The sequence below is a fragment of the Streptomyces flavidovirens DSM 40150 genome, assembly GCF_000429085.1.
GTDB lineage: Bacteria > Actinomycetota > Actinomycetes > Streptomycetales > Streptomycetaceae > Streptomyces > Streptomyces flavidovirens.
This window is the reverse complement of sequence record NZ_AUBE01000023.1, coordinates 1-23,251: the sequence shown is the minus strand read 5'-3', so window position 1 is coordinate 23,251 and position 23,251 is coordinate 1. Positions and strand designations below refer to the sequence as shown.

Annotated in this window: 29 protein-coding genes; 28 read left to right on the top strand and 1 reads right to left on the bottom strand. The window is 68.4% G+C overall.

The genetic code is table 11. The features are described 5' to 3' along the window. Positions 1-111 precede the first annotated feature (111 nt). The 26 genes from G412_RS35875 (at position 112) to G412_RS0124645 (ending at position 20,897) form a co-directional block, all read left to right on the top strand. The gene (locus G412_RS35875) at positions 112-654 is read left to right on the top strand and encodes a helix-turn-helix domain-containing protein (RefSeq protein WP_051338595.1); all 543 of its coding nucleotides are present in this window, start codon (positions 112-114) and stop codon (positions 652-654) included. Continuing rightward, positions 644-1,930 carry a PBSX family phage terminase large subunit gene (locus tag G412_RS0124770; RefSeq protein WP_028814436.1) on the top strand — a complete coding sequence of 429 codons (1,287 nt, stop codon included), beginning with the start codon at positions 644-646 and terminating at the stop codon, positions 1,928-1,930. The genes G412_RS35875 and G412_RS0124770 overlap by 11 nt, the downstream gene beginning before the upstream one ends. Then, the gene (locus G412_RS0124765; protein ID WP_028814435.1) at positions 1,927-2,130 is read left to right on the top strand and encodes a hypothetical protein; all 204 of its coding nucleotides are present in this window, start codon (positions 1,927-1,929) and stop codon (positions 2,128-2,130) included. The genes G412_RS0124770 and G412_RS0124765 overlap by 4 nt, the downstream gene beginning before the upstream one ends. Continuing rightward, positions 2,130-2,327 carry a hypothetical protein gene (locus G412_RS0124760; RefSeq protein ID WP_028814434.1) on the top strand — a complete coding sequence of 66 codons (198 nt, stop codon included), beginning with the start codon at positions 2,130-2,132 and terminating at the stop codon, positions 2,325-2,327. Before G412_RS0124765 ends, G412_RS0124760 begins: the two co-directional genes overlap by 1 nt. Next, entirely contained in the window at positions 2,314-3,864 is a 1,551-nt protein-coding gene (locus G412_RS35870; protein WP_244283204.1) for a phage portal protein, read from the top strand. The genes G412_RS0124760 and G412_RS35870 overlap by 14 nt, the downstream gene beginning before the upstream one ends. After that, positions 3,839-4,978 (top strand): phage minor capsid protein, encoded by a 1,140-nt coding sequence (locus G412_RS0124750; RefSeq protein ID WP_028814433.1) that lies wholly within the window; start codon positions 3,839-3,841, stop codon positions 4,976-4,978. The genes G412_RS35870 and G412_RS0124750 overlap by 26 nt, the downstream gene beginning before the upstream one ends. 264 nt (positions 4,979-5,242) lie before the next feature. After that, a complete protein-coding gene (locus G412_RS37330) occupies positions 5,243-6,052 on the top strand; it encodes a hypothetical protein (RefSeq protein ID WP_051338594.1) in 810 nt (269 codons plus the stop codon). A gap of 17 nt (positions 6,053-6,069) precedes the next feature. Then, on the top strand, positions 6,070-7,074 hold the full coding sequence (locus tag G412_RS0124740) for a major capsid protein (RefSeq protein ID WP_028814432.1): 1,005 nt from the start codon (positions 6,070-6,072) through the stop codon (positions 7,072-7,074). Between the two features lie 13 nt (positions 7,075-7,087). Continuing rightward, a complete protein-coding gene (locus tag G412_RS35860; protein ID WP_037649789.1) occupies positions 7,088-7,621 on the top strand; it encodes a hypothetical protein in 534 nt (177 codons plus the stop codon). Continuing rightward, positions 7,621-8,130, top strand: coding sequence for a hypothetical protein (locus G412_RS35855; protein WP_051338593.1), 510 nt, complete (start codon positions 7,621-7,623; stop codon positions 8,128-8,130). Before G412_RS35860 ends, G412_RS35855 begins: the two co-directional genes overlap by 1 nt. 8 nt (positions 8,131-8,138) lie before the next feature. Continuing rightward, the gene (locus G412_RS35850) at positions 8,139-8,561 is read left to right on the top strand and encodes a hypothetical protein (RefSeq protein WP_051338592.1); all 423 of its coding nucleotides are present in this window, start codon (positions 8,139-8,141) and stop codon (positions 8,559-8,561) included. Then, positions 8,558-8,872 carry a hypothetical protein gene (locus G412_RS0124720; protein ID WP_028814431.1) on the top strand — a complete coding sequence of 105 codons (315 nt, stop codon included), beginning with the start codon at positions 8,558-8,560 and terminating at the stop codon, positions 8,870-8,872. Before G412_RS35850 ends, G412_RS0124720 begins: the two co-directional genes overlap by 4 nt. Positions 8,873-8,884: 12 nt before the next feature. Beyond that, entirely contained in the window at positions 8,885-9,235 is a 351-nt protein-coding gene (locus G412_RS0124715; RefSeq protein ID WP_028814430.1) for a hypothetical protein, read from the top strand. Further along, entirely contained in the window at positions 9,228-9,650 is a 423-nt protein-coding gene (locus G412_RS0124710; RefSeq protein WP_028814429.1) for a minor capsid protein, read from the top strand. The genes G412_RS0124715 and G412_RS0124710 overlap by 8 nt, the downstream gene beginning before the upstream one ends. Before the next feature lie 67 nt (positions 9,651-9,717). Continuing rightward, positions 9,718-10,176: a phage tail tube protein gene (locus tag G412_RS0124705; RefSeq protein WP_028814428.1), complete on the top strand. Its 459-nt coding sequence runs from the start codon at positions 9,718-9,720 to the stop codon at positions 10,174-10,176. Further along, entirely contained in the window at positions 10,173-10,640 is a 468-nt protein-coding gene (locus G412_RS0124700) for a hypothetical protein (RefSeq protein WP_028814427.1), read from the top strand. The genes G412_RS0124705 and G412_RS0124700 overlap by 4 nt, the downstream gene beginning before the upstream one ends. Before the next feature lie 146 nt (positions 10,641-10,786). Next, positions 10,787-13,348, top strand: coding sequence for a phage tail protein (locus tag G412_RS0124690; RefSeq protein WP_028814426.1), 2,562 nt, complete (start codon positions 10,787-10,789; stop codon positions 13,346-13,348). A gap of 11 nt (positions 13,349-13,359) precedes the next feature. Next, on the top strand, positions 13,360-16,701 hold the full coding sequence (locus G412_RS35845; protein WP_051338591.1) for a hypothetical protein: 3,342 nt from the start codon (positions 13,360-13,362) through the stop codon (positions 16,699-16,701). Between the two features lie 9 nt (positions 16,702-16,710). Further along, positions 16,711-17,106, top strand: coding sequence for a hypothetical protein (locus G412_RS37325; protein ID WP_028814425.1), 396 nt, complete (start codon positions 16,711-16,713; stop codon positions 17,104-17,106). A gap of 10 nt (positions 17,107-17,116) precedes the next feature. Then, positions 17,117-17,362, top strand: coding sequence for a hypothetical protein (locus G412_RS0124675; protein WP_028814424.1), 246 nt, complete (start codon positions 17,117-17,119; stop codon positions 17,360-17,362). A 60-nt stretch (positions 17,363-17,422) separates the two neighbouring features. Beyond that, positions 17,423-18,157: a peptidoglycan recognition protein family protein gene (locus G412_RS35835; RefSeq protein WP_037649787.1), complete on the top strand. Its 735-nt coding sequence runs from the start codon at positions 17,423-17,425 to the stop codon at positions 18,155-18,157. Next, positions 18,154-18,408 carry a holin gene (locus G412_RS0124665; protein WP_028814423.1) on the top strand — a complete coding sequence of 85 codons (255 nt, stop codon included), beginning with the start codon at positions 18,154-18,156 and terminating at the stop codon, positions 18,406-18,408. The genes G412_RS35835 and G412_RS0124665 overlap by 4 nt, the downstream gene beginning before the upstream one ends. Before the next feature lie 12 nt (positions 18,409-18,420). Further along, positions 18,421-18,720, top strand: a complete 300-nt coding sequence (locus tag G412_RS0124660) for a hypothetical protein (protein ID WP_028814422.1) — start codon at positions 18,421-18,423, stop codon at positions 18,718-18,720. Between the two features lie 804 nt (positions 18,721-19,524). Then, complete coding sequence (locus tag G412_RS0124655) at positions 19,525-20,256, top strand: GntR family transcriptional regulator (RefSeq protein WP_028814421.1); 732 nt, start codon at positions 19,525-19,527, stop codon at positions 20,254-20,256. Positions 20,257-20,400: 144 nt separating this feature from the next. After that, on the top strand, positions 20,401-20,712 hold the full coding sequence (locus G412_RS39305) for a hypothetical protein (RefSeq protein WP_157839153.1): 312 nt from the start codon (positions 20,401-20,403) through the stop codon (positions 20,710-20,712). Then, positions 20,709-20,897 carry a hypothetical protein gene (locus G412_RS0124645; protein WP_028814420.1) on the top strand — a complete coding sequence of 63 codons (189 nt, stop codon included), beginning with the start codon at positions 20,709-20,711 and terminating at the stop codon, positions 20,895-20,897. Before G412_RS39305 ends, G412_RS0124645 begins: the two co-directional genes overlap by 4 nt. A 494-nt stretch (positions 20,898-21,391) precedes the next feature. On the opposite strand, the gene G412_RS0124640 is transcribed toward G412_RS0124645, so the two are convergent. After that, positions 21,392-21,631, bottom strand: coding sequence for a helix-turn-helix domain-containing protein (locus tag G412_RS0124640; protein ID WP_028814419.1), 240 nt, complete (start codon positions 21,629-21,631; stop codon positions 21,392-21,394). A 788-nt stretch (positions 21,632-22,419) separates the two neighbouring features. Here G412_RS0124640 and G412_RS0124635 point away from each other — a divergent pair. Then, positions 22,420-22,725 carry a hypothetical protein gene (locus G412_RS0124635; protein ID WP_028814418.1) on the top strand — a complete coding sequence of 102 codons (306 nt, stop codon included), beginning with the start codon at positions 22,420-22,422 and terminating at the stop codon, positions 22,723-22,725. Between the two features lie 238 nt (positions 22,726-22,963). Then, positions 22,964-23,233 carry a hypothetical protein gene (locus G412_RS0124630; protein ID WP_028814417.1) on the top strand — a complete coding sequence of 90 codons (270 nt, stop codon included), beginning with the start codon at positions 22,964-22,966 and terminating at the stop codon, positions 23,231-23,233. The last annotated feature ends 18 nt before the right edge of the window (positions 23,234-23,251 follow it).

Here is a 23,251-nt window from a genome sequence, read left to right as displayed (position 1 = left end):
AGTTGCAAAACTCGCGATCATCCGTCATCCTGACCGCAGATCCGGCATGCCCGGAAACAAAGACACCAGCCCCCGCCACCAGCGGGGGCTTTTGCGTGCCCGGAGGTGACCGTGGCGAACCAGACCACGAACCCAGTGACCGAGGAAGAGCTGGAAACCCTGCGGCGCCTCCACGCGGAAGGCCACGGCCGCAACGAGATCGCCCGCCGCATGAACCGCGGGCTGCGCACCATCAGCGTCCACGCCGCGAGGATGAACCTGTCCTTCGACCGCACCGCCACCGAGGAAGCCACCCGCGCCCGCAAGGCGGACTTGGAAGAGAAGCGCACCATCCTCGCCGACGCCCTCGTAGACGACGCGCTGCGCCTCTCCGCGCAGGTGTGGGAGCCGTCGGTGGTCTACAGCTTCGGCGGCAAGGAGAACACCTACAACGAGCGGCCCGTCGACGAGCCGCCGGCCTCCGACAAGCGGCAGTTGATGACCGCGGCCACCGCGGCCGCCGCGCAGTCGCTGCGCCTGGTCCCGCCGACCGACGACGGAGGAGCCGAGCAGGCCCGCTCCATGGTCGGCCAGCTCATGAGCGGCCTGGCTGACGTGTACCGCGGGCAGCGGGCGCAGGAGGCCGCAGGCGAGGGGGACGGTGATGCTCCGTGACGTCCCGCTGCCCCTGTCCCCGAAGCAGATTGCGTCGGTTGTCGAGTCGCAGGACGCGCCGATAGCCCTGTGGTCGGGGGCTGTCTCGTCGGGCAAGACCATCGCGTCCCTGTTGGCGTTCTTGATCCGGCTTACGGTGGCCCCCGACCACGGGCTGATCGTCATCGTGGGCCGGACGCTCCAGACCATCGAGCGCAACCTGTTGGACCCGCTCCAGAGCAGCCACCTGTTCGGCCCCCTGGCGCGCCACGTCCACCACACCACCGGGTCCACCACGGCCGTCATCCTCGGCCGCACGGTCCACCTGGTCGGCGCGAGCGACGCTCGCGCGGAGGGACGCATCCGCGGTGCGACGATCGCCCTCGCCTACGTCGACGAGGCCACGCTGCTCCCGCATTCGTTCTGGATGATGCTGCTGTCCCGCCTCCGAGTGGGCGCGGAGTCCCGGCTCCTGGCCACGACGAACCCTGACGGGCCCTTTCACTGGCTCCGGAAGGACTTCATCCTCCGCGGCGCTGAGGTGGGCCTGACGAACTGGCACTTCACCCTGGACGACAACCCGACGTTGGACCCTGGGTTCGTCGCCCGCCTGAAAGCCCAGTACATCGGCCTCTGGTACAAGCGGTTCATCCTCGGCGAGTGGTGCTTGGCCAGCGGTGCGGTCTACGACATGTTCGACGAGGACCGGCACGTCGTCGACCTCCTGCCGTACATGCGTCGCTGGACCGCCGTGGGCATCGACTACGGCACCGTCAACCCGTTCTCCGCCGTGCTCATAGGGCAGGGCGAGGACAACCACCTGTACGCCGTGTCCGAGTACCGGCACGACTCCAAAACGGCCCTACGGCAGCTCACGGACGCCCAGTACAGCGCCGGAGTGCGGCAGTGGCTCGCGTCGGTCCGCCGGCCGGGCGAGCAAGGCGCAGCGCGCGGCGTACGGCCCGAGTGGATCTTCGTGGACCCGTCCGCGGCGTCCTTCATGAACCAGCTGTGGACCGAACGCGTCCCCGGCATCGCCCCGGCCGTCAACGACGTCCTCGACGGCATCCGGTCCGTGTCCGTGGCGCTGGGCTCCGGTCTGCTCCGCGTCCACCGCTCCTGTACCGGTCTGCTCGGGGAGCTGCCCGGCTACGCCTGGGACGAGAAGGCGGCCGAGCGTGGTGAGGACCGGCCGTTGAAGATGGACGACCACAGCGCGGACGCCCTCCGGTACGCCCTGCACAGCACCGCGCACGAGTGGCGCGGCCTGATCGACTACGAGGAGGTGGCCGCGTGATCCCGAAGCTGGCCAAGGTCAGGCTCAACGCGAGCGGCCACGGCACTGTCGAGCTGGACGGACAGCCCATTCCTGGCGTACGCGCTGTGACCGTACGCACGGAGGCGAACTGTCGGCCCCTCATCATCATCGAACTCCTCGCCCACGAAGTAGACGTTCGACAAGGCGCACAGGAAGTGGAATCCGAGGAGGCCGCCTGATGGCTGCGACGCTGCCCATCCCGGTGTACCTGCGCGTCGGTAACGGGAGCGAGACTCAAATCGGCGAAGTGGTCGTGTCTGTGGACAGCACCGGAATGGCGACGCTGACCCTGACGGACATCGCTGCCGCCCTGCGAGCCACTGCCAACGAGATGGACGCCAGGATGCAGGAGGACACGCCCGATGCCCCTGCCTGAGAACAACGTCCCGTGGCCGCCGAAGCAGTACGCCGAGCAGCTCGCCGACATGCGCATCGAAGACGCCTGGTACAGCGGCGACCGGAAGAAGCTCGCAAAGGCGTACGGCACCCCCGACAACCGGCGCGACGAGAACGGCCGGCCCTGGCGGTTCTGGGAGCGCCCCAAGCCGTTCGGGAAGAAGGACGGTCGCCTGCATGTCCCGCTCGCTGAGGACATCGCCGCCACCTCCGCCTCCCTGCTGTACTCCGAGCCGCCGACGTTCACGTTCGAGGACGACGCCACGCAGGAGCGATGGGACAAGATCACCGACGAGGGCGGGCTGAACAACGTCCTGCGAGAGAGCGCCGAGGTAACTTCCGCTCTTGGCGGTGGGGTTCTGCGAGCCACCTGGAACCTGGACCTGGCAGACCGGCCCCTGATCACCGCCGCGCACGCCGACGGCGCCCTGCCGGACTTCTCATACGGCATCCTGACCGGCGTCACCATGTGGCGCGAGGTGCAAAACGACGGGGCGATCGTCCTGCGGCACCTGGAGCGCCACGAACCCGGCAAAATCCTGCATGCTCTCTACCAGGGCACGCAGTCGAACCTCGGGCACCGGGTACCGCTGTCCGAAGACACGTCCCTGGAGCCGATCGCCGAATCCCTTGACGCGGACGGCCCCGGCGACACCATCAGCACCGGCATCAAGGGCCTGACCGCCGTCTACGTGCCCAACATTCGGCCCAACCGGAAGTACCGCGGCTCGATGCTCGGGCGCAGCGACTGGCAGTCGGACGGCGTCCGGGACCTGTTCATGAGCCTCGACGAGACTTACACGTCGTGGATGCGGGACATCAAGCTCGCCAAGTCCCGCATCATCGCGCCCAACGGAATGCTCACCAACCTCGGGCCGGGCGAGGGTGCGTTCTTCGACGACGACCGAGAGGTCTGGACCGGCATCAACGCCTCCCCGACGTCCGGCGAAGGCCTGACGCTCAACCAGTTCGCGATCCGAGTGCAGGAGCATGAGCAGACCTGGAATGCCCTGACGCGGCAAGCCGTCCAGGCGGCTGGCTACTCGGCACAATCCTTTGGGCTTGGCGACTCGACGGCCGTCACAGCGACGGAAGTTGTCGCCCGCGAGCGCAAGAGCATGATCACCCGTGATCAGAAGGCCGGATACCAGAAGCCGCCCCTCGGCGACCTCGCGTTCGCAGTCCTCCAGCTCGACAAGCGACTGGGATTCAGCAGCGTCACGCCGTCGCGGCCGCGCATCGAGTTCGGCGACTCCGTCAGCGAGGACCCGAAGGCGCTCGCCGAGACCATCGAGCTACTCGCCCGCGCGCAGGCCATCAGCACCGAAGCAAAAGTGCGGCTACGCAATCCCGACCTGGACGACACGGCCGTCCGCGAGGAGACCGACCGGATCTTGAAGGAGACCGGGCAGCTGGTCGCCGATCCGATGATGACCGGCGCCGAGGGCCCCGGAGCACCGGGGTTCGGCCAGGGTGGAGAGGAGGCGAAGGATGCCAGTCTCCCCGGCGCTCGCTGAGGATCTCGCAGCCGCGGTCACCGTGCTGTACGAGGATGCCGAGCTGGCGCTCCTGGACAAGCTTCGGGCCGCGCTGGAGCAGGGCATCGACTCCCCGTTGTGGGCGGAGATCAAGCTCCGCAGCATCGGGGACCTTCGGGCCGCCGTGGAGGAGATCGCCACCGCGCTCCAGACCGACGCGAACGGAGCCGTAGCGGTCGCGCTCGCCCAGGCATACGGGCGGGGCCGGCAAGCGGCCGTCGCCGAGCTGGGCGCGCTGGACATCGGCCGGGAACTACAAGCCCGCCGGGTGCTCCCTGGAGCGCCTGCCGTTGACCGGCTGGCCGCGTCGTACGCCGAGGACACTCGCCCGCTGTACGTACGAATCACGCGCGCCGTGCTGGACACCTACCGGTCAGTTGTTTCCCGTTCTTCCGCCTCCGTACTCCTGGGCGGCCTCACTCGACGCCAGGCGTCGCAGCGGGCCCTTGACCAGTTCGCCCAGCGCGGCGTCACTGGCTTCGTCGACTCCGCCGGCCGCTCCTGGGAGCTGGCCAGCTACGCGGAGATGGCCGTCCGCTCCGTCACCGCGCGCGCCGCGATCGAGGGACACATCGACGCCCTCGCGGAGATCCGAGTGGGACTGGTCATCGTCTCCGATGCGCCGCTGGAGTGCCCCTTGTGTCGCCAGTGGGAGGGGGAAGTCCTCACCCTGGGGCGGCAGTCCGGACCGCACACGATCCGCGCCGAGCACACGATCCAGTCGACACGGCTTCTCGCCCGCACCCGCACGGTCGCTGTTCACGTCGCCGGAAGCCTCACCGAGGCGCGCGCGGCCGGCCTGTTTCATCCGAACTGCCGTCACAGCTTGGCCGCGTATCTGCCTGGTGTGACGAGCCGGCCACCGCACCACGCGACGCCCGGCACGACGTACGAGGACACGCAGCGGCAGCGGGAGATTGAGAGGCACATCCGCGCCTGGAAAAGGCGGACGGCGGTCGCCATGGACGAGCAGACCCGCGCGCGTGCGAACGCGAAGGTCCGTGCGTGGCAGGCGGAGCAGCGCAAGCACGTCGCCGCCCACCCGCACCTACGCCGCAAGCCTGCCCGCGAGCAGATCGGTGCAGCGCGCTAGCCCGCTCTGAACCTCACGTCCCCTCTGGCCTCAGCCCAGGCCCCCGCGCCGTACATGACGACGATGGCACCTTCGGCATTTTGGACGGCCAGCACGCCGCCAGCAACGACTCCGCGATGGTCCTCCGGGAAAGACGGGGACTGCTCAGCCCCGACCTTCCAGGACTGCGACGTAAGAACGACTGAAATTGCCATGAGCCGACAGTACGTCGGAGCCATGCCTCTCGCCCGCCTGGCGCGGGCCCGATGCGCCCCTGGAGGGCACATGCACACCACCCCTTTCCGACACCCGCTCGCCTCGCACGCCGCTGGGACGATCCTGGGCTGGCGCCGCAGCGGATCGCCGATCTACGCCATCGCGGGTGGCAGCGGCGAGGGCGCAGGCGAGTCCGGATCCGGCGGACAGTCCGGATCCGGTGAGTCCGGAGGCTCCGGACAGGCAGGTGCCGGGTCCGGGGGGCAGAGCTCTGGCCAGGGCGGACAGCAGTCCGGACAGTCCGGATCAGCGTCCGGAGAGGGCAAGGGCAACGACGGCAGCGAGGACATCAAGTCCCTGCCGCCCTGGGCTCAGAAGGCCCTCACCGACGCACGCTCGGAGGCCGGCAAGGCGCGCACGACCGCCAAGCAGAACGCGGCGAACGAAGCGCGTCAGGAGCTGGCGCAGGAGATCGGGAAGGCCCTCGGACTCGTCAAGGACGACAAGCCTGCCGACCCTGCCGAGCTCACCCGGACCATCACGACCCAGACCGGCCGCATCGGTGAGCTGGAGGGCACAAACCGGGCCCTGTCCATCGAGCTGGCCGCCTACAAGGCCGCCGGGAAGCACGACGCTAACCCGGCAGCCCTGCTCGACTCCCGCAGCTTCCTGGAGTCCGTCAAGGGGCTGGACCCCTCAGCAGCGGACTTCGCCACCAAGCTCGACGACGCGATCAAGGCCGCCGTCGACAACAACCAGCAGCTCCGCACGGGCCAGGCGCTCGGACGGCGGGGCGGGGGCGACTTCGCCGGCGGGCCCGGCACCAAGAACCGCCCCACCTCACTGCACGACGCCATCGCCGCCCAGATGGGCGGCTGAAACCCTAGGAGCACCTCATGCCCGTCACCCTTGCGGAGGCGAAGCTCAACGCGCAGGACGACGTGGACGTCAACGTCATCGACGAGTTCCAGAAGAGCTCGGACATCCTCAACCGGATGACCTTCGACGACGTCGTGTCCCCGACCGGCGGCGACACCCTCACGTACGGATACCGGCGCCTGATCACGCAGGTGTCGGCGGACTTCCGTGCGATCAACAGTGAGTACACCCCGACCGAGGTCACCACGCAGCGGTACACCGTGGACCTTAAGCCCCTCGGCGGTAGCTTCCAGGTGGACCGTGTGGTCGCCCGGCTCGGCGCTGCGGCGTCGGGTGCGGTCGCGCTGAACATGTCCCAGAAGATCAAGGCGGCGCGGGCGAAGTTCGCCGATGTCGTGATCAACGGGGACACGGCTGTCGACGCGAACGGCTTCGACGGCCTGTCGAAGATCTTGACGGGCACCGCGACCGAGTACCTGCCGCTCAACAACGGCGTCGCCGCCGGATACGTCGACTGGACGACCGTCGCCGACAAGGCCGCGGCGCTCACCCAGCTTCGGCACGTCGACTCGTGGCTCGCCACCCTCGACGAAATCCCAGACGTGATCTACGGGAACCGCAAGACCCTCGCCTACTTCAAGACCCTCGCTGTCTGGAGCGACCAGTACGAGAAGAGTGAGGACGCTTTCGGCCGTCCGATCACCCGTTACAACGGGATCGACCTCGTCGACCTGAAGTCGAAGGCCGGGTCCAACAACGACGTGATCGGCCTCGTCTCCCGCGACACCGACGGCGGCGGCGCCGGTGGTTCCATCTCCAACCTTGGTGACCTGTACGCCGTCCGCTACGGCATGGACGGATTCCACGGGGCGTCGATCGTCGGCGACCTCGTCGAGACGTGGCTGCCCGACTTCAACCGCGCCGGCGCGGTCAAGACCGGCGAGGTCGAAATGGGGCCGCTCGCGGTCGTCCTGAAGGCCACCAAGGCCGCCGGGGTTTTCCGCAACATCAAGTCCGCCTGAGAGGGGCACTGACATGGCACGCATCGAATCGCCGGACAAGACCTACACCGGTCCCGGCCCCGGCGGCATCCACTTCCAGGACGGCGTGGCGGAGACCGACAGCCTCGCCGTCATCTCGTACTGCCAGGGCGCCGGGTACACGGTTGACGGCCAGACCATGACCGACCCGCCGCCCGCCGCCCGTGTCACGCCGGTGGCCGACCCGCGGTTCGTGCGCCACGTGGGCGACACATCGCCGCTGCGGGACGCTGCGGTCGACCCGCGTCCGGGTGACGTCCCGCCGTCAAACGCGGGCGCAGCGAACCCACACGGCCCCGAGGTCGTCGCACCGGGTATCGGCGCGCCCCCGGTCGTCGCCGACCCCAGCGGTGACGGCCTGGTGCCGGTGACCGAGGTGGAGCCGCAGGACAACCCGCCGACGCGCAAGGCCAGCAAGGCGGACTGGAAGGCGTACGCGATCGGTCAGGGCATGTCTGAGGAGGACGCCGACCGGGCGACCCGCGACGAGCTCGCCGACCGCTACAACGCCGGGAAGGTCGCTGAGTAATGGCCGTTGTCACGGATCTCGGCATCACGGCGAGTGTCCGCCAGACCAAGGTCCTGGACCTGACCACCGCAGCGGACGAGCTGGCCTTCCGTCGGGGCGTGCACCTGGAGGACGGCACCGCCGCAGGGAAGGCAGACCGGGCCTTCCACGACCGGCGCACCCTGGCGGCCAGCGGTACCGAGGATCTGGACCTGGCCGGCGTCCTGCTCGACGCCTTCGGCGCCGCTCTGACGTTCGTCAAGGTGAAGGGCTTGTTCATCGCGGCCGACATCACCAACACGAACAACGTCGTCATCGGCGCGGCGGCGACGAACCCGTGGGCGGCGCTGCTCGGCGCGGCAGGCACGCTGACGCTGCGGCCGGGCGCCAGCATGGGCCTGATGGCAGGAGCGGCGGACGCCACGGCGTACGCGGTCACCGCCGGCACCGGGGACCTGCTCAAGGTCGCCAACTCCGGCGCGGGCACGCCGGTCACGTACGACATCGTCATCGTCGGCGCGAGCGCGTAGGAGGTGCCGTGGCAGCCCGGATCTACGCAACGTCCGCGCAGTACGCGACGTACACCGGGGCGCCGCCGCCCGCGGACATCGATGCGCGGCTCGCGAAGGCGTCCAAGTTCCTCGACAGCAAGGTCTTGCGGCTGTGCTGGTACGAGGTCGTCGAAGCGACCGGGCTGCCGTCCAACGCCCTGGTGATCGAGGCGTTCCGGGATGCGGTGTGCGCGCAGGTGAAGTGGGGCGTGGATGTCGGCGACACCTCGGGGGCGGCCGCGGTCGGGTGGGGCACGGTGGAGATCGGCTCGGTCAAGTTGTCCCGGTCGGTCACCGCCGTGTCCGGCGACGATGCCCCCGGCCGGCAGATCGCGCCGGAGGTATGGGACGCACTCCAGTCCCCGGACTTGACCGCGGACCTGTTCCAGCTCGGGGCGGTGTGCACATGAGCCTGCCTGCCTTCCTGCTGGTGCACACGGTCACGGTGGAGGCGTACCTGGGGGATTCGGCATACGAGCCCCTGTACGCCGCTCCTGTGTCGGTGCGGTGCTTCCTCGACGAGCAGACCAAGACCGTCCGCAACAAGGCAGGAGAGGAGGCCACGTCGTCGTCCACGCTGTACGCCCCGTTGGAGACGGTCTGCCCAGCAGAGTCCCGCGTGACCCTGCCCGGCGGGCGGCAGACCACCGTCATCACCGCGCTCAAGCGCGACGGCGGCAGCCTGCCGACACCCGACCACCTCGAAGTCCAACTCATTTGAGAGGAGGCGGTCATGGGGCAGTACACGACGTTCCGCTTTGACGGTCAGCGGCAGTGGACTTCCCGCGGCCGGCGCCTGGCGGGGGAAGGCCTGCAACGCGGGCTGGAGCACGTCCTGGGGGAAGCTCGGCGGATCGTGCCGCTCGACGAGGGGACGCTGGAGCGCTCGGGGCGGGTGACCAGGGACGGCCTGAACGGGGCGGTCACGTTCGACACGGTCTACGCGGTCCGCCAGCACGAGGAGCTGACGTGGCGGCACCTGCCAGGGCGCAGCGCGAAGTACCTCGAAATTCCCATGAACTCGGAGCGCGATGTCGTGCTCGATCTGATGGCCGTGGGGCTGCGGAGGTGGCTGCGTGGCTGACTTCCTCGATGGGCTCGCCCGGCACTGCGAGGTGCGGGGGCTGCTCACCTACGACGAGACCGCGGCGTCGGGTGACACGTTCATCGAGTCGATGCCCAGCAGCCCGGACACCGTGATTGTCTTCACCATCTACGGCGGCGGCGAGTCCGATTCCCTGCTGGGCTACGACGAACCCAACGTCCAGCTCCGTGTGCGGGGCACCAAGAACCCAAAGATCAGCCGCCAGCGGTGCGCGGCGATCCGCGACGAGCTCCACGGCCTCGGGCCGGTCGTCCTGCCGGACGGCACTCAGCTGATCCTGTCCGTCGCGCTCCAGGCCGCGCCCGCGTCGATGGGCGTGGACTCGGTGGGGCGGCACGAGCACGTCTGCAACTTCCGCATGGAGATCCGCAACATCACGACGCACCGCGTCTGACCCACCCCCTCTTTCTCAGGCCCACAACCGCCCCGGTTGTGGGCCTTCGTCATGCCCGGAGGCAGACATGGCAGTGATCAAGTACAACGCCCGCGACGTGGTGTTCCAGATCGAGGACTACGCCGCGCCCGGAACCTGGGTCGCGATCGCCCCGACAGGCATCAACACCTTCTCCAAGACCCACGAGGAGGAGGTTGCCGACACCACCACGTTCGGCTCCGCAGGGCAGGCCGAGAGCCAGAAGATGCAGATCGCCAAGACCATGACCCTCGAAGGGTTCCGGCTGCGCGACTCCGTCACCGGTGCCCTGGACCCCGGACAGAAGCTCGTCGAAGGTCTCTCCGAGCGCCTCGGCGAAGAGTCCCTGTCCGGCTTCCGCTTCGCCCACAAGGACGACACCACCTGGGAAGTGTGGGCCAAGGCCCACGTGAACCTCGGCGACCAGGGCGAGGGCAATAACGGCAAGGTCACCTGGTCCGCCGTGTTCACCCGGTCCGGCCCGAACACCACGGCGGCCAAGGCATGACCGCCCGCAAGACCCCCGCCGCAGGGTCCTTCGACGCCTTCTGGGCGACCGTCTCCGGCGGCAAGACAGAGACGATCCGCGGCGTCACCGTCACCATCCCGACGGACGTGCCGCTGGCGATGGAGATGCGGATCAGCGAACTCCGCGAGTCCTCCGCAGAACAGGACATCCGCGAGCTGCTCGGCATGCTCTTCGGCGCCGACCACCTCGACGCGTGGCGCGACGCCGGAATGGGACTCACTGAGCTTCAGACCGTCCTCGCCTGGGGCATGGCCCACGCCTCTGGGAAACCGCTGACGTTCGCCGAGGCGTACGAGGCGGTCATGAGCGCGCAGGGCGAGGGAAAAGCACCGAGCGGCCAGAACCGAGCCGCACGCAGAAAGCCGTCCGCGAGCACTGGTGGGCGGTCCGCGCGGACTTCCGCCGCGAGTACGGCATCGGCACGGAAGAGCTCGCGCGCATAGGTCGCACCGAGTTCTACGACCTCCTCACCGGCCTCACCGCCGAAGCCGCCTTCCGGCGGGCAGCGGGCGACGAGCTCCACATCGTCGACGACCCCGAGCAGATCCGGCGCGCCTTGCGCTCCTGACCCACGTAGGAGGGCAGCGCCATGTCCCTGACCATCGGTGATCTCGTCGGCCACATCCGCGCAGACGACACCGGGATGCGGCAGGGGCTGGCTGGCGCCGAAGACCGGATGCGGGGCTTCCAGCGGGACGTCAACGGGCGCCTGCGGGACATCAACGGCCGGTTCGTCAGCCTCGGCGAGCAGGCCGCAGCTGGATTCGGCCGGGCCGAGCAGGGCGCGGGCGGCTTCCAGCTCGGCCTCGGTCGGCTGGTCGGTGCGGCCGGCGGGCTCGGTGGCGTAGCGATGTCGATCGGCACCATCGCGGCGCAAGTCGGTGCCGCAGTGCCACTGGTCGCTGGGCTGGGGGCGACGCTGGCGCAGGTCGCGCCGGCGGCCGGTGTGGCGGTCACGGGGCTGCTCGCGGTCAAGTTGGCGACCACGGCGCTGAAGCTCGGCATGGTCGGCGTCGAAGACGCCGTGTCGGCGGCTCTGGACCCCTCGAAGGCTGCCGAGTTCGAGCAGGCCATCGCCAAACTCTCCCCGAATGCCAGGTCATTCGCCCGCGAAGTAAAGACGCTCGCCCCGGCATTCAAAAAGCTCCAACAGGATGTCCAGGACAAGCTCTTTTCAGGCTTCGACAAGACCCTGCGCGATATGGGCAAGTCGACGCTGCCGGTTGTCCGTAAGGGACTGCTGGAGGCTGGTGGCGCCCTTAACTCGATGGGAAAGGGTGTTGGTGCCGCAGCGATCACCCTGTCCAAGAACGGCACCCTGGGCAAGGCTATCGGCGGGGCAACGGCCGGGCTGAAAAACCTCTCTCGCGTTCCGGGCCAGTTGGTCACCGGACTGACGCAGGTGGCAGCTGCGGCGGCGCCGTCTTTCGACCGGCTCACGAAGGCCGCCGGGAAGGCATTCGACCGCTTCTCAAAGCAGTTCACCCAGTCGTTCGAGTCCGGCGCGATGGAAAAGTCCATCGAGAAGGCCATCACAGTCATCGGCGACCTCGCGGAAATCGCAGGGAACGTCTTCCAGGTCATCGGTTCGATCTTCAGCGCGGCTCAGGCTTCCGGCGGCGGGTTCATCGGCGTACTGAAGGAGATCACCGGGGCACTCGCCGACGCGTTCGCCTCCCCGGAGATCCAGGGCGGCCTCAAGGCCATCTTCAAGACCATGGCGGTCGTCGCGACGACCGTTGCCCCGCTCCTCGTCGACATGCTCAAAATCATTGGGCCCGTCTTCGAGGCGCTGGGACCGCCCATTCAGGAGGCCGTTAAGGCCCTCGGCGCGGGCCTGAAACCAGTGATCGACGCGCTCGGCCCGGTCCTGGTCTCCCTGGCGAAGGCGTTCGGGTCACTGATCCGAGCTGTGGCGCCGCTGCTCACGGTCGGGGGTGAGCTGGTCGCCGCTCTCCTGCCCGCGCTGATCCCGCTCTTCGAGGCGCTACGCCAGATCTTCGAGGCGGCGGCACCGTTCGTGCGGCAACTCGCCGAAACTTTGGGTGCTGTCCTCACACCGATTTTGGCGGCCCTGACACCCCTCGTCGAGGCGCTCACGGTGCCGTTCGTTCAGCTGGCCCAGGATTTGTTCCCCCTCCTGACGGAAATCCTCGTCGAGCTGACCCCCAGCCTCGTCGAACTGTCAACGGCCTTTGCTGACCTGGTCGTCGCGCTGGCACCTGTGCTTCTGATGCTCTTCAAATTCACCACGATGTGTGCCGGAGATGTGCTGCCGGTCGTCGCGGAGGTCGCGGCGTTCTTGGCGGGTGGCCTGTCCGGCGCCCTTCAGGGCATCGCGATTCTCCTGAACACTGTCGTCATCCCGGCCATCAAAATCCTTGCCTCCGTTATGCGCGGTGACTTTGGTGAAGCGGCACGACGGATGAGGGAACTGGGCGATAACCTCCGGCAGAAGCTCGGCGAGATCTGGACGCAGATTAAGGCCAAGGCCTTGGAGAAGCTGGGACAGATGCGTCGCGATATTTCCGTCAAGGGTGCGGAAATGCGTAACGATTTCGTGGCGAAGATGAGCGAATTGCGGCAGCGTGCCGGGCAGAAGATCGGTGAGCTCCCCGGCGCGATCCGGTCCGCCCTGGGGAACCTTGGCTCGACTCTCTACAACTCTGGCCGATCGCTGGTGCAGGGATTCATCGACGGACTGAGGTCGATGCTTTCCTCTGTCCGCAATGCGGCAAGCAGCCTGATGTCTGCGGCGCGGGACTACTTCCCCTTCAGCCCCGCGAAGGAAGGCCCCTTTGCCGGGAAGGGCTGGACGCTGTACTCGGGGCAGTCCATGGGTGAGGCGGTGGCGGCTGGCCTGGCCAGTCGTACGGGCGCCGTGGGCGCGGCAGCCACCACCCTGATGGGGGCCGCGGAGCAGGCATTCGCGGGCCTGTCCGCGCCGCCCTTCCGGATGCCTGGCGGTCAGTTGGCGGGAATGCCCCAGGCGTTGCCGGGAATGACGAGCGGCCGGGCAGGAGCGGCGCCCGTGGGTGGGGTGACGACGGTCCGTATCGAGCTGGCCGGGCCGGAAGAGGTCAAGCGGTTCATCCGCAAGATCGTGCAGACCGACGGGCGCGGCAGCGTGCAAACCGCATTCGGACAGTGAGGAGGTAGACCATGCCGGTGCCGGGCGCGCGTATGGAGTTCCAGATCGGCGGCCAGTGGGTGGACGTCACCGCTGATGTGCGGGCCGCGGGCACTGAGATCACGCATGCGCGGGGGCGCCGGGAGGGCGCTGTGCGTGTGGACCCAGGGGCGGCCAGCTTCACAGTGGCGAGCCCCGGCGGCAAGTACTCCAACCGCAACCCCAACAGCCCGAACTTCGGGCTCCTCGGCCGGAACACACCGGCCAGGATGAGCGTGGCGGGCCCGTCGTACCTGCGCATCGCGGACAGCTCGGGGGACCGTGCGTCCACGCCCGATCACGCCTCGCTCGACATCACGGGAGACCTCGACATCCGGGTGGAGGCACGCCTCGACGACTGGGGGACGACCACGGCGACGTGTCTGATCGGCAAGTACGACACCGCCAGCAACCAGCGCTCCTACCGACTGGTGATCCAGAACGGGTTCGCCTACCTCGCCTGGTCCACGACCGGCACCGACGTTCTGGAACGCTCCTCCACCACGCTGCCCATCCCACTGTCGCGGCGACTCGCCCTGCGCGTGACCCTCGACGTCGACAACGGTTCGACCGGGCACACCGTCACCTTCTACACCTCCGACACCATCAACGGGACCTGGGTACAGCTCGGCACCCCCACCGTCACCGCAGGTGTCACGTCGGTGTTCGCCAGCACCGCACCGCTGGACGTGGGGCAGATCCAAAGCCTGACGTACCTGGCTCCTGTGGGCCAGATCGCAGCTGCACAGATCCGTAACGGCATCGGCGGTACGGTCGTCGCCAACCCGAACTTCACCACACAGGCCGCTGGCGCCGGGAGCTTCGTGGACAGCGCCGGCCGTACCTGGACCGTCGCGGGGAACGCGACGATCGCTGACCGGTGGTACCGATTCCTCCAGGCCATCCCCGAGTGGCCGCCGAGCTGGCACGCTTCCGGGAACGACGTACGGGCCTCCTTGCAGGCGGCCGGGACCCTGCGCCGCATGGGCCAGGGCACGAAGGCCCTGGATTCGACGCTCCGGCGCCGCATCCCGTCCGGGAGCCCCAACGCGTACTGGCCGATGGAGGAGGACCGCGACGCCACACACGCGTACTCACCCATCGCCAAGGTTGCACCCCTCAAGGTGAAAGGCCTCAGCTTCGGCGCTGATGACAGCCTCTACGGGTCATCGGCCCTGCCCACGATCAAGGGGCCCGCGAGCATCGCCGGTCGAGTGCCCCGCACGAACACGCAAGGGTGGCATGTCGAGGCGGTCTACAACTTGCCGACGCTGCCGCCCACGATGCAGCAGGTCATGCGGGTGCAGGTCGCCGGGACGGGCCTTTTCGGCATGGCATCGGCCGTGGTCCTGGTCAGCACGGCGGCCGTACGGGTGGAGATCCGCGACCCCGACGATGCGCTTGTCGCTTACGCCGAGTACACGGACCCCCGCGCCTTGGCCGACTTCGCGGGCGTCTGGAACAGGCTCCAGATTTTCACCGCAGACGCTGACGGGCAGACGTACGTAGCGGCCGCGTGGCGCGATGTCGTAGCCAACACCTACTGGTACGCGCGCACCGTCTACTCCGGATCGCCGGGCAGGGCCACCGACGTGACCGCCTCATGGGGCAGTGCCCTGGACGGAATGGCGGTCGGGCACGTCGCCGTGTGGAACGGCGTGAGCGGCACGATCACCCCTCCTGCCGCTGGCGTCACCACCTACGAGAGCGCCGACAGCGGTTTCTCCGGTGAATCGGCGGTCAACCGGCTGAGGCGCCTGGCAGCCGAGGAGAGGCTGCCGCTCGCCTTGTACGACGGCGATCCGACGGTCAACTCCGAGCTGATGGGCCCACAGCGCCCCAACGCGCTGCTGACGCTGCTGGAGGAGTGCGCGGAGTCCGACATGGGCTTCCTGTATGAGGACCGGGAATCCACTGGCCTGGTGTACCGGGACCGATCGTCTCTCTACAACCAACGGCCTGTGCTGACCGTGCCGTACGGGCAACTGGCGCCGCCCCTGGAGCCGGTCGACGACGACCGGGCGATCCGCAACGACGTCACCGTGCACCGGGAGGGCGGCAGCTCGGGGCGCGTCGTCATCGAGGACGGCCCTCTGTCCGTGCAGCAGCCCCCGGCCGGCGTCGGCATCTACGACGAGTCAGTCAGCGTCTCCCTGCACACCGACGACCAGCCCGTCCAGATCGCCGGGTGGCGTGCGCACCTGGGCACGTGGGACGAGGCCCGGTACCCGTCCGTACGGCTCTTCCTCCACAAGTACCCGGCGCTGATCCCCCAGGTGCTGAAGTTGGACGTCGGCGACATCATCCGCATCACCGACCTGCCCCCGTTCCTGCCGCCCGGACCGCTGGACCTGATGGTCCAGGGCTACCAGGAGAACATCGGGCCCCTCACCTGGGACCTCACCCTGTTCTGCTCACCGGCCGGACCGTGGAACATCGGCGTGGTCGATGATGCGGTCCTTGGCCGGGCGGACACGGACGGCTCCACGCTCAGCACGGCGGCGACCGCATCGGCGACTGCGCTGGAGGTCCATTCCGATGTGGGCCCGGTGTGGACGACGACGGCAAGCGACTTCCCGATGGATCTGCGGGTGGGCGGTGAGGTGGTCACCGCCGTGACCGTGACCAACCGCACCGACACCTTCACCCGGACCCTGTCCAACACATGGGGCACCAGCAGTTCGGGCCACCTGTGGACGGAGGTCGGCGCAGTAGCCGCGGACCGCTCGGTCGACGGGGCCCGCGGCGTCCTCACCCTCAGCGCGCCGGTGCCCACCATCAGGTTCCAGATGACGGTCGGAGACATCGCGGACTGTGAGGTGCGGTGCCGCATGTCGGCCGGCCAGGTCTCGACCGGGTCTTCGATGCTGCCGGCGGTGCTGCTGCGCTACGTCAACGGCTCGGATTACTACCGTGCGCGGCTGCATTTCGGGACGTCCGGTGCGATGTACGCCTCTGTCACGCGGGGTACGACGCAGGTGGGCGGCACCACGACTCTGTCGTACACGTACGCGGCTGGAACTGAGTTCGAAGTTCGAGTCTTGCTCACTGGGCACCGGGTTCAGATGCGGGTGTGGCCGGTAGGCACGGAGGAGCCGACGGTGTGGCACCACGAGGGCACGGTGACCACGAACACCATCGCGTCCGGGGCCGTCGGCGTCACCGCGTCTGCGTTTGCGGAGAACACCAACGTCAACCCGCAAGCGCGCTTCGACAGCTTCCAGGTCGTCAACCCACAGCGGTTCACCGTCACCCGCAGCGTCAACGGGATCGCCAAGGCCCATCCGGCCGGTACGGATGTCCGGCTTGCTCAACCCACCATCGTCGCCCTGTAGGAGGCCTGCATGACCGCGTGGCTTGCCGGTATGCGGATCACCGCAGCACGGCTGCTCACTGACACCCCGACCATCACCACCACAGGGCTGGTCGCGGCCAGTGGATTCAGCGTGAACGACTTCCGGGGCGCGAGGTCGGGCAACGTGATCGTGTTGGACATGTACGTCCAGCGCACAGGCGCCGCCATCGCGCTGACCTCAGGAAATCTCCCGGACACGGCTGCCTGCACCGCGCCCGCTGGCTGGCGGCCGACGCACGGCACGATCAACGGCGACTGGGATGACGGCACCGCCACCGGCGGGTTCGTTATCGGCACCGACGGCCTCTGCACTCTGAGGACGTCGACCGGGGACATCGCGACTGGCAGAAATCTACGGATGCACGTCAGCTTCATCGTCGAATAGGAGATACCGCATGCCCCTCGGTGCCCCGCAGGGTCCGACCAGCAGCCAGTGGACGATCGACGCGCGCAGCGTCACAACGATCGGCGAATACCCAGTCCAGCTCGCAATCACTGCGACGACCGACAACCCAAACGCGCCCGAAATGGGGGCGATCGTCCAGCAGTTCGTGGACCTCATAGCGAGGTCAGAGCATTTCCGTCTGTCTGGCGCGTCGCGTACGTACTCGTACAGCGAGGCGGTCACGCCCACCGTCTGACCGTTCGCCCCGCCGAGCCCCGAGCCCATGGCCGGGGCTTTCGTCATGTCTGGAGATCTCATGGCCGCACCGTTGTCCGCTGATCGTCTGCTCTCCGCTCTGCGCGCCGAGGGCGTCAAGGTGCAGGAGGAAGGCAACTGGCGCACGCACAACCGCAACCACAAGGGCGCGTGGGGCCCCGTCCACGGGGTGATGATCCACCACACCGTGAGCAAGGGGACCGCTGACACGGTCGCCCTGTGCCGGAAGGGGCACAGTGCCCTGCCCGGACCGCTGTGCCACGGCGTCATCGCCAAGGACGGGACCGTGCACCTCGTCGGCCACGGCCGGACCAACCACGCCGGGCTCGGTGACGACGACGTACTGCGTGCCGTCATCGCAGAGACCGCACTCCCGCCGGACAACGAGGCGAACACCGACGGCAACCAGCACTTCTACGGCTTCGAGTGCGAGAACCTCGGCGACGGCAAAGACCCGTGGCCCGCCGTACAGGTAGAGGCAGCGGTGCGCGCGTCCGCCGCCCTGCTCCGCGCGCACGGCTGGGGCAAGGGCGGCGACACCTCCGTCATCGGACACTCCGAGTGGCAGCCGGGAAAGATCGACCCGCGCGGGCCGGGGGTCGGCATGGCTGACATCCGCCGCCGGGTCGCCGAGCGGCTGAAGCACCCGGCGAGCTGGTCGCCGACCGCGCCCAAGCCACCGGCGCCGGCCCCCGCACCGAAACCCCCCACAACAGCCGAGCGAATCACCGCTCTGGAGAAGCGCGTTACCGCGCTGGAGAAGAGGAACGCATGACCACAGCAGCATTCTGGAAGGCGACCGCCGAGCGCATGGTGCGCACCTTCGCGCAGGCCGTACTCGGCGTCATCAGCGCCGACGGGCTCGGGCTGCTCGACGTCGAGTGGGTCGCCGCGCTGTCGGTTGGCGGGCTCGCCGCCGTGCTGGCGCTGCTGACGGCGATCGTCACCAGCGGCGGCACGGTGGGCCCCGGCATCACGGAGACCGTGGCCGCCCCGACGACCCCGCGCGGGCCGACCTCCATCTGATCGGAGTAGCACGTGGCTGATGAGCCGTCGATGTCGAACGGGGAGCTTGGGCGGCTCATCCAATCCCTGCGCGAGGACATGCGCGAGGACCTGGGACAGCTCAACTCACGCCTTGACAAGGTCGTCCAGGTCGAGGTCTACAACATCGAGAAGACCACGATTGCCGAACGCGTCGCCGCCTTGGAGACGCAGCGGGAGAAGGACGCCGAACGCATCCTCGCTACCCGCCGGTGGATGATCGGCGTGGTCATCACCGTCGTCGCGGTCCTGCTTCCGTACCTGACAGCAATCGTGACGGGGGCGAAAGCGTGAGGCGGCACAAGGCGCCGGACGAAAGCCGGTCACGCAGCAGGGACGTTCTTGCAGTCGGCGGCGCGATCCTCGCTGGCGCGGCCCTTTTCACCGTGCAGGATCTGGCCGTCGACCTGCGCGAAGCAAACGAGGCCAGAGATGCGCTGGCCCGCCAGGTGCAGCAGATGGGTGGCACGCCAGTTGCTGGGGAACCAGGCTCGCGCGGCGACGTCGGACCGTCCGGAGTACCCGGCCGCGCCGGGACCGATGGCAGGGACGGCAAGGACGGTAGGGCCGCGCCGACGATCACACCGTCGCCGGGCGCGTCCGGTGCTCCAGGCAAGCCAGGGCGACCGGGCTCGGACTCCACAGAACCCGGACCCTCTGGTGAACCAGGGCGATCGGGCGCCGACTCGACCGTGCCCGGACCCACCGGCCCGGCCGGCCAGCCGGGTGCGGACTCCACCGTGCCGGGACCGCAGGGCGAGCGCGGGGAGAAGGGCGACACCGGCGACACGGGACCCCCAGGACCGGCAGGCCAGTCCTGCGAGACGGGGTACAGCTGGCAGACGCCGGAGTACGACAAGGACGCACGGGTCTGCCGCCGCGACGGGGCCCCGCCGCCGGAAGATCCTGACCCGCCCCCATCGAACCCGAGCGTGCTCGGGCTCCCTGCCGAACGACGGCGCTCTTGACGACAACGCCCCCTGTTCTCCCCTCGGGGAGGGCAGGGGGCGATTCGTGCGTCCTGGGACGCTTGACCTCTACGCACGTTGACCCTCAGCATGACTACTGGGCCAGTCCACTAGTCAGCAGGGGAAAGTAATGGCACTGCCCAAGTACGACCAGATCGCCGCCGACCTCCGAGGCCGGATCGTGCGCGGCGAACTGACGGCCGGCCAGGCGCTGCCGTCCGAGCGCGAACTGACCGAGAAGTGGGGTGTCTCGCGCGCCACTGTCGTGAAGGCGCTCGACGTTCTCCGCCAGGAAGGACTCATCGAGACCCGCCAGGGGACCGGCTCAACGGTGCGCGAGCGAACCCCGCTTGCCCGTACCGCAGGAGAGCGGTACGCCACCTCGGTTGCGACCGGCAACATCTACACCGCTGGGGAGTACGCCGAGATCGTGTCCGCCGACATCGTCCCGGCGCCGGAGGACGTGGCCACCGGGCTCGGCATCGAGACCGGCGCGAACGTGGTCTGCCGCCACCGCGTGACGTTCGAGGGCGAGACGCCCACGGCTACCTCGTACAGCTGGTTCACGGCCGAGGTCGGCGCAGCAGCGCCCAGGCTGTTGCAGCGTGAGCGTGTCCGCGAGGGGACGACCCGGTACGTGGAGATGCAGACTGGCCGTCGGCCCCACACCGGCCGCGACTGGTGGACTGCCCGCCTGGCCACGGAGCAGGAGCTGGAGCTGCTGCGGCTGGAGGGCCCGGCCGCCGTGGCGGAGGCGCGACACGTGGCTTACGACGTTGAAGGGCGCGCGCTGGCCTACGAGGTGGGCATCAGCCCGGCGGGCCGCTGGTCGCGGACGGAGGAGTATCCGATGGGCGGCTGATATTCCGTCAACCCTCTTGTGAGCCCCTGCCGTTGGCGGGGGGCTCTTTCGTGTGCAACCCCTTGACCTGACTAGTCCACCGGTGGACCATGCATGTACGGGGTGTTCCGCAGGGATCACCCACTGTTGCCGCAGGGGTCCAGCATGTCCAACGACACCGCAACCGCACCCGCACCACTCCCGCCCTTCCGCGGACTGTCCCAGCGGCAGCAGCGCGGCATGGACTGCGTGTGGTGTGGGATCACCCTCACCGCGTCCACGGCCATCGACCTCGGACCGCGCCCGATCCGAATCCTCGACTACGCCACTCACTGGTTCCCTCGGTCCTGCCAGGGCCACCGCGGAGACGCGGCGTACAAGGCACTCCTCGACCACTGCACGGACTGCCCGACGTGCCCCGAAGGGTGCGAGACCGGAGCTCAGTTGCGGCGGGCAGTACGGGAGGCCCGGCGATGACCGAGTGCCCGAAGGGCGACCACGAGTTCCCCGACGAGGACGACACGGGCGCCCACTGCGACGAGCACGGCGTCACCCTCCTCTGGCACGGGCCGCCCATCACCCCCGAAGACTTCGCGCCCGAGCCTCACGGCCGGCGCTCGGCGCCGCCCGCGCCGCGCGCGCTGGGCCAGCACCCCCACTGAGCCCCCGTCTCGGCCGCCACGCCCCTGGACAGGTCGACGGCCGAGACGGGCCCCGCCGCTGGTCGCTCGTACGGGTGGACAGCCGCGGGTCAGCACCCTGCACGACCGGCTGCCGCGACACGCTGGCGAACCTACGAGAACGGAGCCTGCCGTGGCGCAACAGCCGCCGTACTGCCCCCACTGCCCCACGCACCCGCTGCTGTGGAAAGACACCACGACTACACGGCCCGGCGCCGACGACCAATGGCGCTGGTACTGCACCGAGTGCAAACGGCGATGGGAGCCCACCTCCGAGCAGAAGGTCAGGTTCACGTATGGGACACCAAGAGGACCAGCAAACGCCCTGCGGTAACAACGGGTGCACTGGCACCAAAACGACGATCTACGTGTACGACGACTGGGGCAACTGCGTCAGCCAGACGGCGTGGCCCTGCAGCGTCTGCGGGAGTTAGCTCGTCGCCCCGGTTGGCCGCTACTTGGCCGGCCGGGGCTCTTCACTGCCGTACGAGGTCGGCGAGCGGGACACCGATGGCGTCGGCGATGAGGATCAGAGAGTCGAGCAGCGCCGAAGCGTGACCCTGCTCGATGCGGTTGTACGTCGCCCGGTCCATCCCGGTCCTGTTCGCCACTTCCTCTTGCGTGAGGTTGGCCCATAGCCGGGCTGCTCGGATCTGTTCCCCGATGGCTCGGCGACGGGCGATGACCCAGTCAGGCGGAGGGACAGAGCGCGGCACCCGATCACGTTCGCCGCTTCATGATCCAAAGTATGTAGGGCAAAACCCACATTGATTGATCGCGGAGGATTGGGGTAGAACGGCTTGGCACCCCCCTCCGGCATATGTCCGCCCTCACGGGTGGGCACGGGTCTGCGGTCGAAGGCCTCGCGCGAGGTTCGTCATTCCGTCCAGATGACGGAGCCGCAGCATCCCGGTCGCCCCGGCCTCTACAGTGGAGGCCGGGGCGGCGTCGCGTCTGGGCGTCGGTTCTGCGTCAAAGTTCCGAGAAATTTAGGCCAAGCGCCTTTCCCTAGATTGGTTCGGCGCGGCCAGCGGAAACGCAGGTCAGCACATCGCTTAATCTCGCACGCCTTCTAAGCGCTTGGCCGCAGGTTCGAGTCCTGCCGGGGGCGCCTTTCACAGACCAGAGGCGCGATCCACACCCTCCGCAAGATCATTGCGGAGGGTTCGTCCATCCCTCGGCCGTCAGCACTGCGACTACCGCGACCGCCACGCCCGTACGAGGCCCTCCGGGCCACCGGCTCGCGGCGCATGGCCCGAGCGCAGCACATCGACCACCCCAGGGTCGGCAAATCCTCCCGCAGGCGTCCCACTGAAACGCGGGGCCGGGAGCATCTTACGAAAGTCCTATTCGCGCCACCACATACCCCTCAACGAGTGCCAGGAATGCGGCAAGGGAGTGAATCTACCCCTCCCGCAGCGACCAGTCCGCGATCAATGCGTTAGCTATTCCACCGGTGCCTGAACGGCGCCGGACTTCCCCCATTTCATGAAAGGCTCATCGCATGAACGCCAAGAAGGTGCTCGCCGGCTCCCTGCTCACGCTTGCCGCCACCGGCTTCGCCGCCTCCCCGGCGATGGCCTACGAGGACCCGAACAATCGGGGTGGGCACGGAAAGGGCGACGGAGCGTCGTTCTCGCAGAACATCACGATCATCGATGACCTTTGCCCGACCATCCAGGACATCGACGTCATCACCATCGAGGTCCTCGACGAGGCCCGCGCCAACCAGTGCCACGACATGAAGAAGTCCGCCATCGTCGACAACTCCGACGCCCCGGCACTGCCCATCCTCGGCACCGTCCGCTAAGGCGCTCGGCGCGCTTAATCGCAACACTTCCCCGGTATACCGGGAGAGACGCCAGGTCTCGTGGACGCCTTCCACGAGGCCTGGCTTTCGTATGACCTCTCGCGGCATGCGGAAAGAAGCGGCAAACGAGGTAATTCCCGCGCCAGAACCGCAACTCCCTCGCGATTGTGACGTTAGATATTGCATCGGCGCCTCCACGGCGCTGGATCTCCTCCCCCTTTCAGGAAAGGCTCATCGCATGAACGCCAAGAAGGTGCTCGCCGGCTCTCTGCTCACGCTTGCCGCCACCGGCTTCGCCGCCTCCCCGGCGATCGCCACCGACGAGCCGTCGTTCTCGCAGAACCTCCAGATCATCGACGATGTCTGCCCGACCATCCAGGACATCGACGTCATCACCATCGAGGTCCTCGACGAGGCACGCACCAACCAGTGCCACGACATGAAGAAGTCCGCCATCGTCGACAACTCCGACGCCCCGGCACTGCCCATCCTCGGCATCGTCAGCTAAGGCGCAAGCCACCGCATT

What these genes read in the sequence shown, in the direction of transcription:
- G412_RS0124770 (WP_028814436.1), top strand. Translation starts at nt 644, where the DNA reads ATGCTCCGTGACGTCCCGCTGCCCCTGTCCCCGAAGCAGATTGCGTCG.
- G412_RS0124760 (WP_028814434.1), top strand. Translation starts at nt 2,130, where the DNA reads ATGGCTGCGACGCTGCCCATCCCGGTGTACCTGCGCGTCGGTAACGGG.
- G412_RS35870 (WP_244283204.1), top strand. Translation starts at nt 2,314, where the DNA reads ATGCCCCTGCCTGAGAACAACGTCCCGTGGCCGCCGAAGCAGTACGCC.
- G412_RS0124750 (WP_028814433.1), top strand. Translation starts at nt 3,839, where the DNA reads ATGCCAGTCTCCCCGGCGCTCGCTGAGGATCTCGCAGCCGCGGTCACC.
- G412_RS37330 (WP_051338594.1), top strand. Translation starts at nt 5,243, where the DNA reads ATGCACACCACCCCTTTCCGACACCCGCTCGCCTCGCACGCCGCTGGG.
- G412_RS0124740 (WP_028814432.1), top strand. Translation starts at nt 6,070, where the DNA reads ATGCCCGTCACCCTTGCGGAGGCGAAGCTCAACGCGCAGGACGACGTG.
- G412_RS35860 (WP_037649789.1), top strand. Translation starts at nt 7,088, where the DNA reads ATGGCACGCATCGAATCGCCGGACAAGACCTACACCGGTCCCGGCCCC.
- G412_RS35855 (WP_051338593.1), top strand. Translation starts at nt 7,621, where the DNA reads ATGGCCGTTGTCACGGATCTCGGCATCACGGCGAGTGTCCGCCAGACC.
- G412_RS0124720 (WP_028814431.1), top strand. Translation starts at nt 8,558, where the DNA reads ATGAGCCTGCCTGCCTTCCTGCTGGTGCACACGGTCACGGTGGAGGCG.
- G412_RS0124715 (WP_028814430.1), top strand. Translation starts at nt 8,885, where the DNA reads ATGGGGCAGTACACGACGTTCCGCTTTGACGGTCAGCGGCAGTGGACT.
- G412_RS0124705 (WP_028814428.1), top strand. Translation starts at nt 9,718, where the DNA reads ATGGCAGTGATCAAGTACAACGCCCGCGACGTGGTGTTCCAGATCGAG.
- G412_RS0124700 (WP_028814427.1), top strand. Translation starts at nt 10,173, where the DNA reads ATGACCGCCCGCAAGACCCCCGCCGCAGGGTCCTTCGACGCCTTCTGG.
- G412_RS0124690 (WP_028814426.1), top strand. Translation starts at nt 10,787, where the DNA reads ATGTCCCTGACCATCGGTGATCTCGTCGGCCACATCCGCGCAGACGAC.
- G412_RS35845 (WP_051338591.1), top strand. Translation starts at nt 13,360, where the DNA reads ATGCCGGTGCCGGGCGCGCGTATGGAGTTCCAGATCGGCGGCCAGTGG.
- G412_RS37325 (WP_028814425.1), top strand. Translation starts at nt 16,711, where the DNA reads ATGACCGCGTGGCTTGCCGGTATGCGGATCACCGCAGCACGGCTGCTC.
- G412_RS0124675 (WP_028814424.1), top strand. Translation starts at nt 17,117, where the DNA reads ATGCCCCTCGGTGCCCCGCAGGGTCCGACCAGCAGCCAGTGGACGATC.
- G412_RS35835 (WP_037649787.1), top strand. Translation starts at nt 17,423, where the DNA reads ATGGCCGCACCGTTGTCCGCTGATCGTCTGCTCTCCGCTCTGCGCGCC.
- G412_RS0124665 (WP_028814423.1), top strand. Translation starts at nt 18,154, where the DNA reads ATGACCACAGCAGCATTCTGGAAGGCGACCGCCGAGCGCATGGTGCGC.
- G412_RS0124655 (WP_028814421.1), top strand. Translation starts at nt 19,525, where the DNA reads ATGGCACTGCCCAAGTACGACCAGATCGCCGCCGACCTCCGAGGCCGG.
- G412_RS39305 (WP_157839153.1), top strand. Translation starts at nt 20,401, where the DNA reads ATGTCCAACGACACCGCAACCGCACCCGCACCACTCCCGCCCTTCCGC.
- G412_RS0124645 (WP_028814420.1), top strand. Translation starts at nt 20,709, where the DNA reads ATGACCGAGTGCCCGAAGGGCGACCACGAGTTCCCCGACGAGGACGAC.
- G412_RS0124635 (WP_028814418.1), top strand. Translation starts at nt 22,420, where the DNA reads ATGAACGCCAAGAAGGTGCTCGCCGGCTCCCTGCTCACGCTTGCCGCC.
- G412_RS0124630 (WP_028814417.1), top strand. Translation starts at nt 22,964, where the DNA reads ATGAACGCCAAGAAGGTGCTCGCCGGCTCTCTGCTCACGCTTGCCGCC.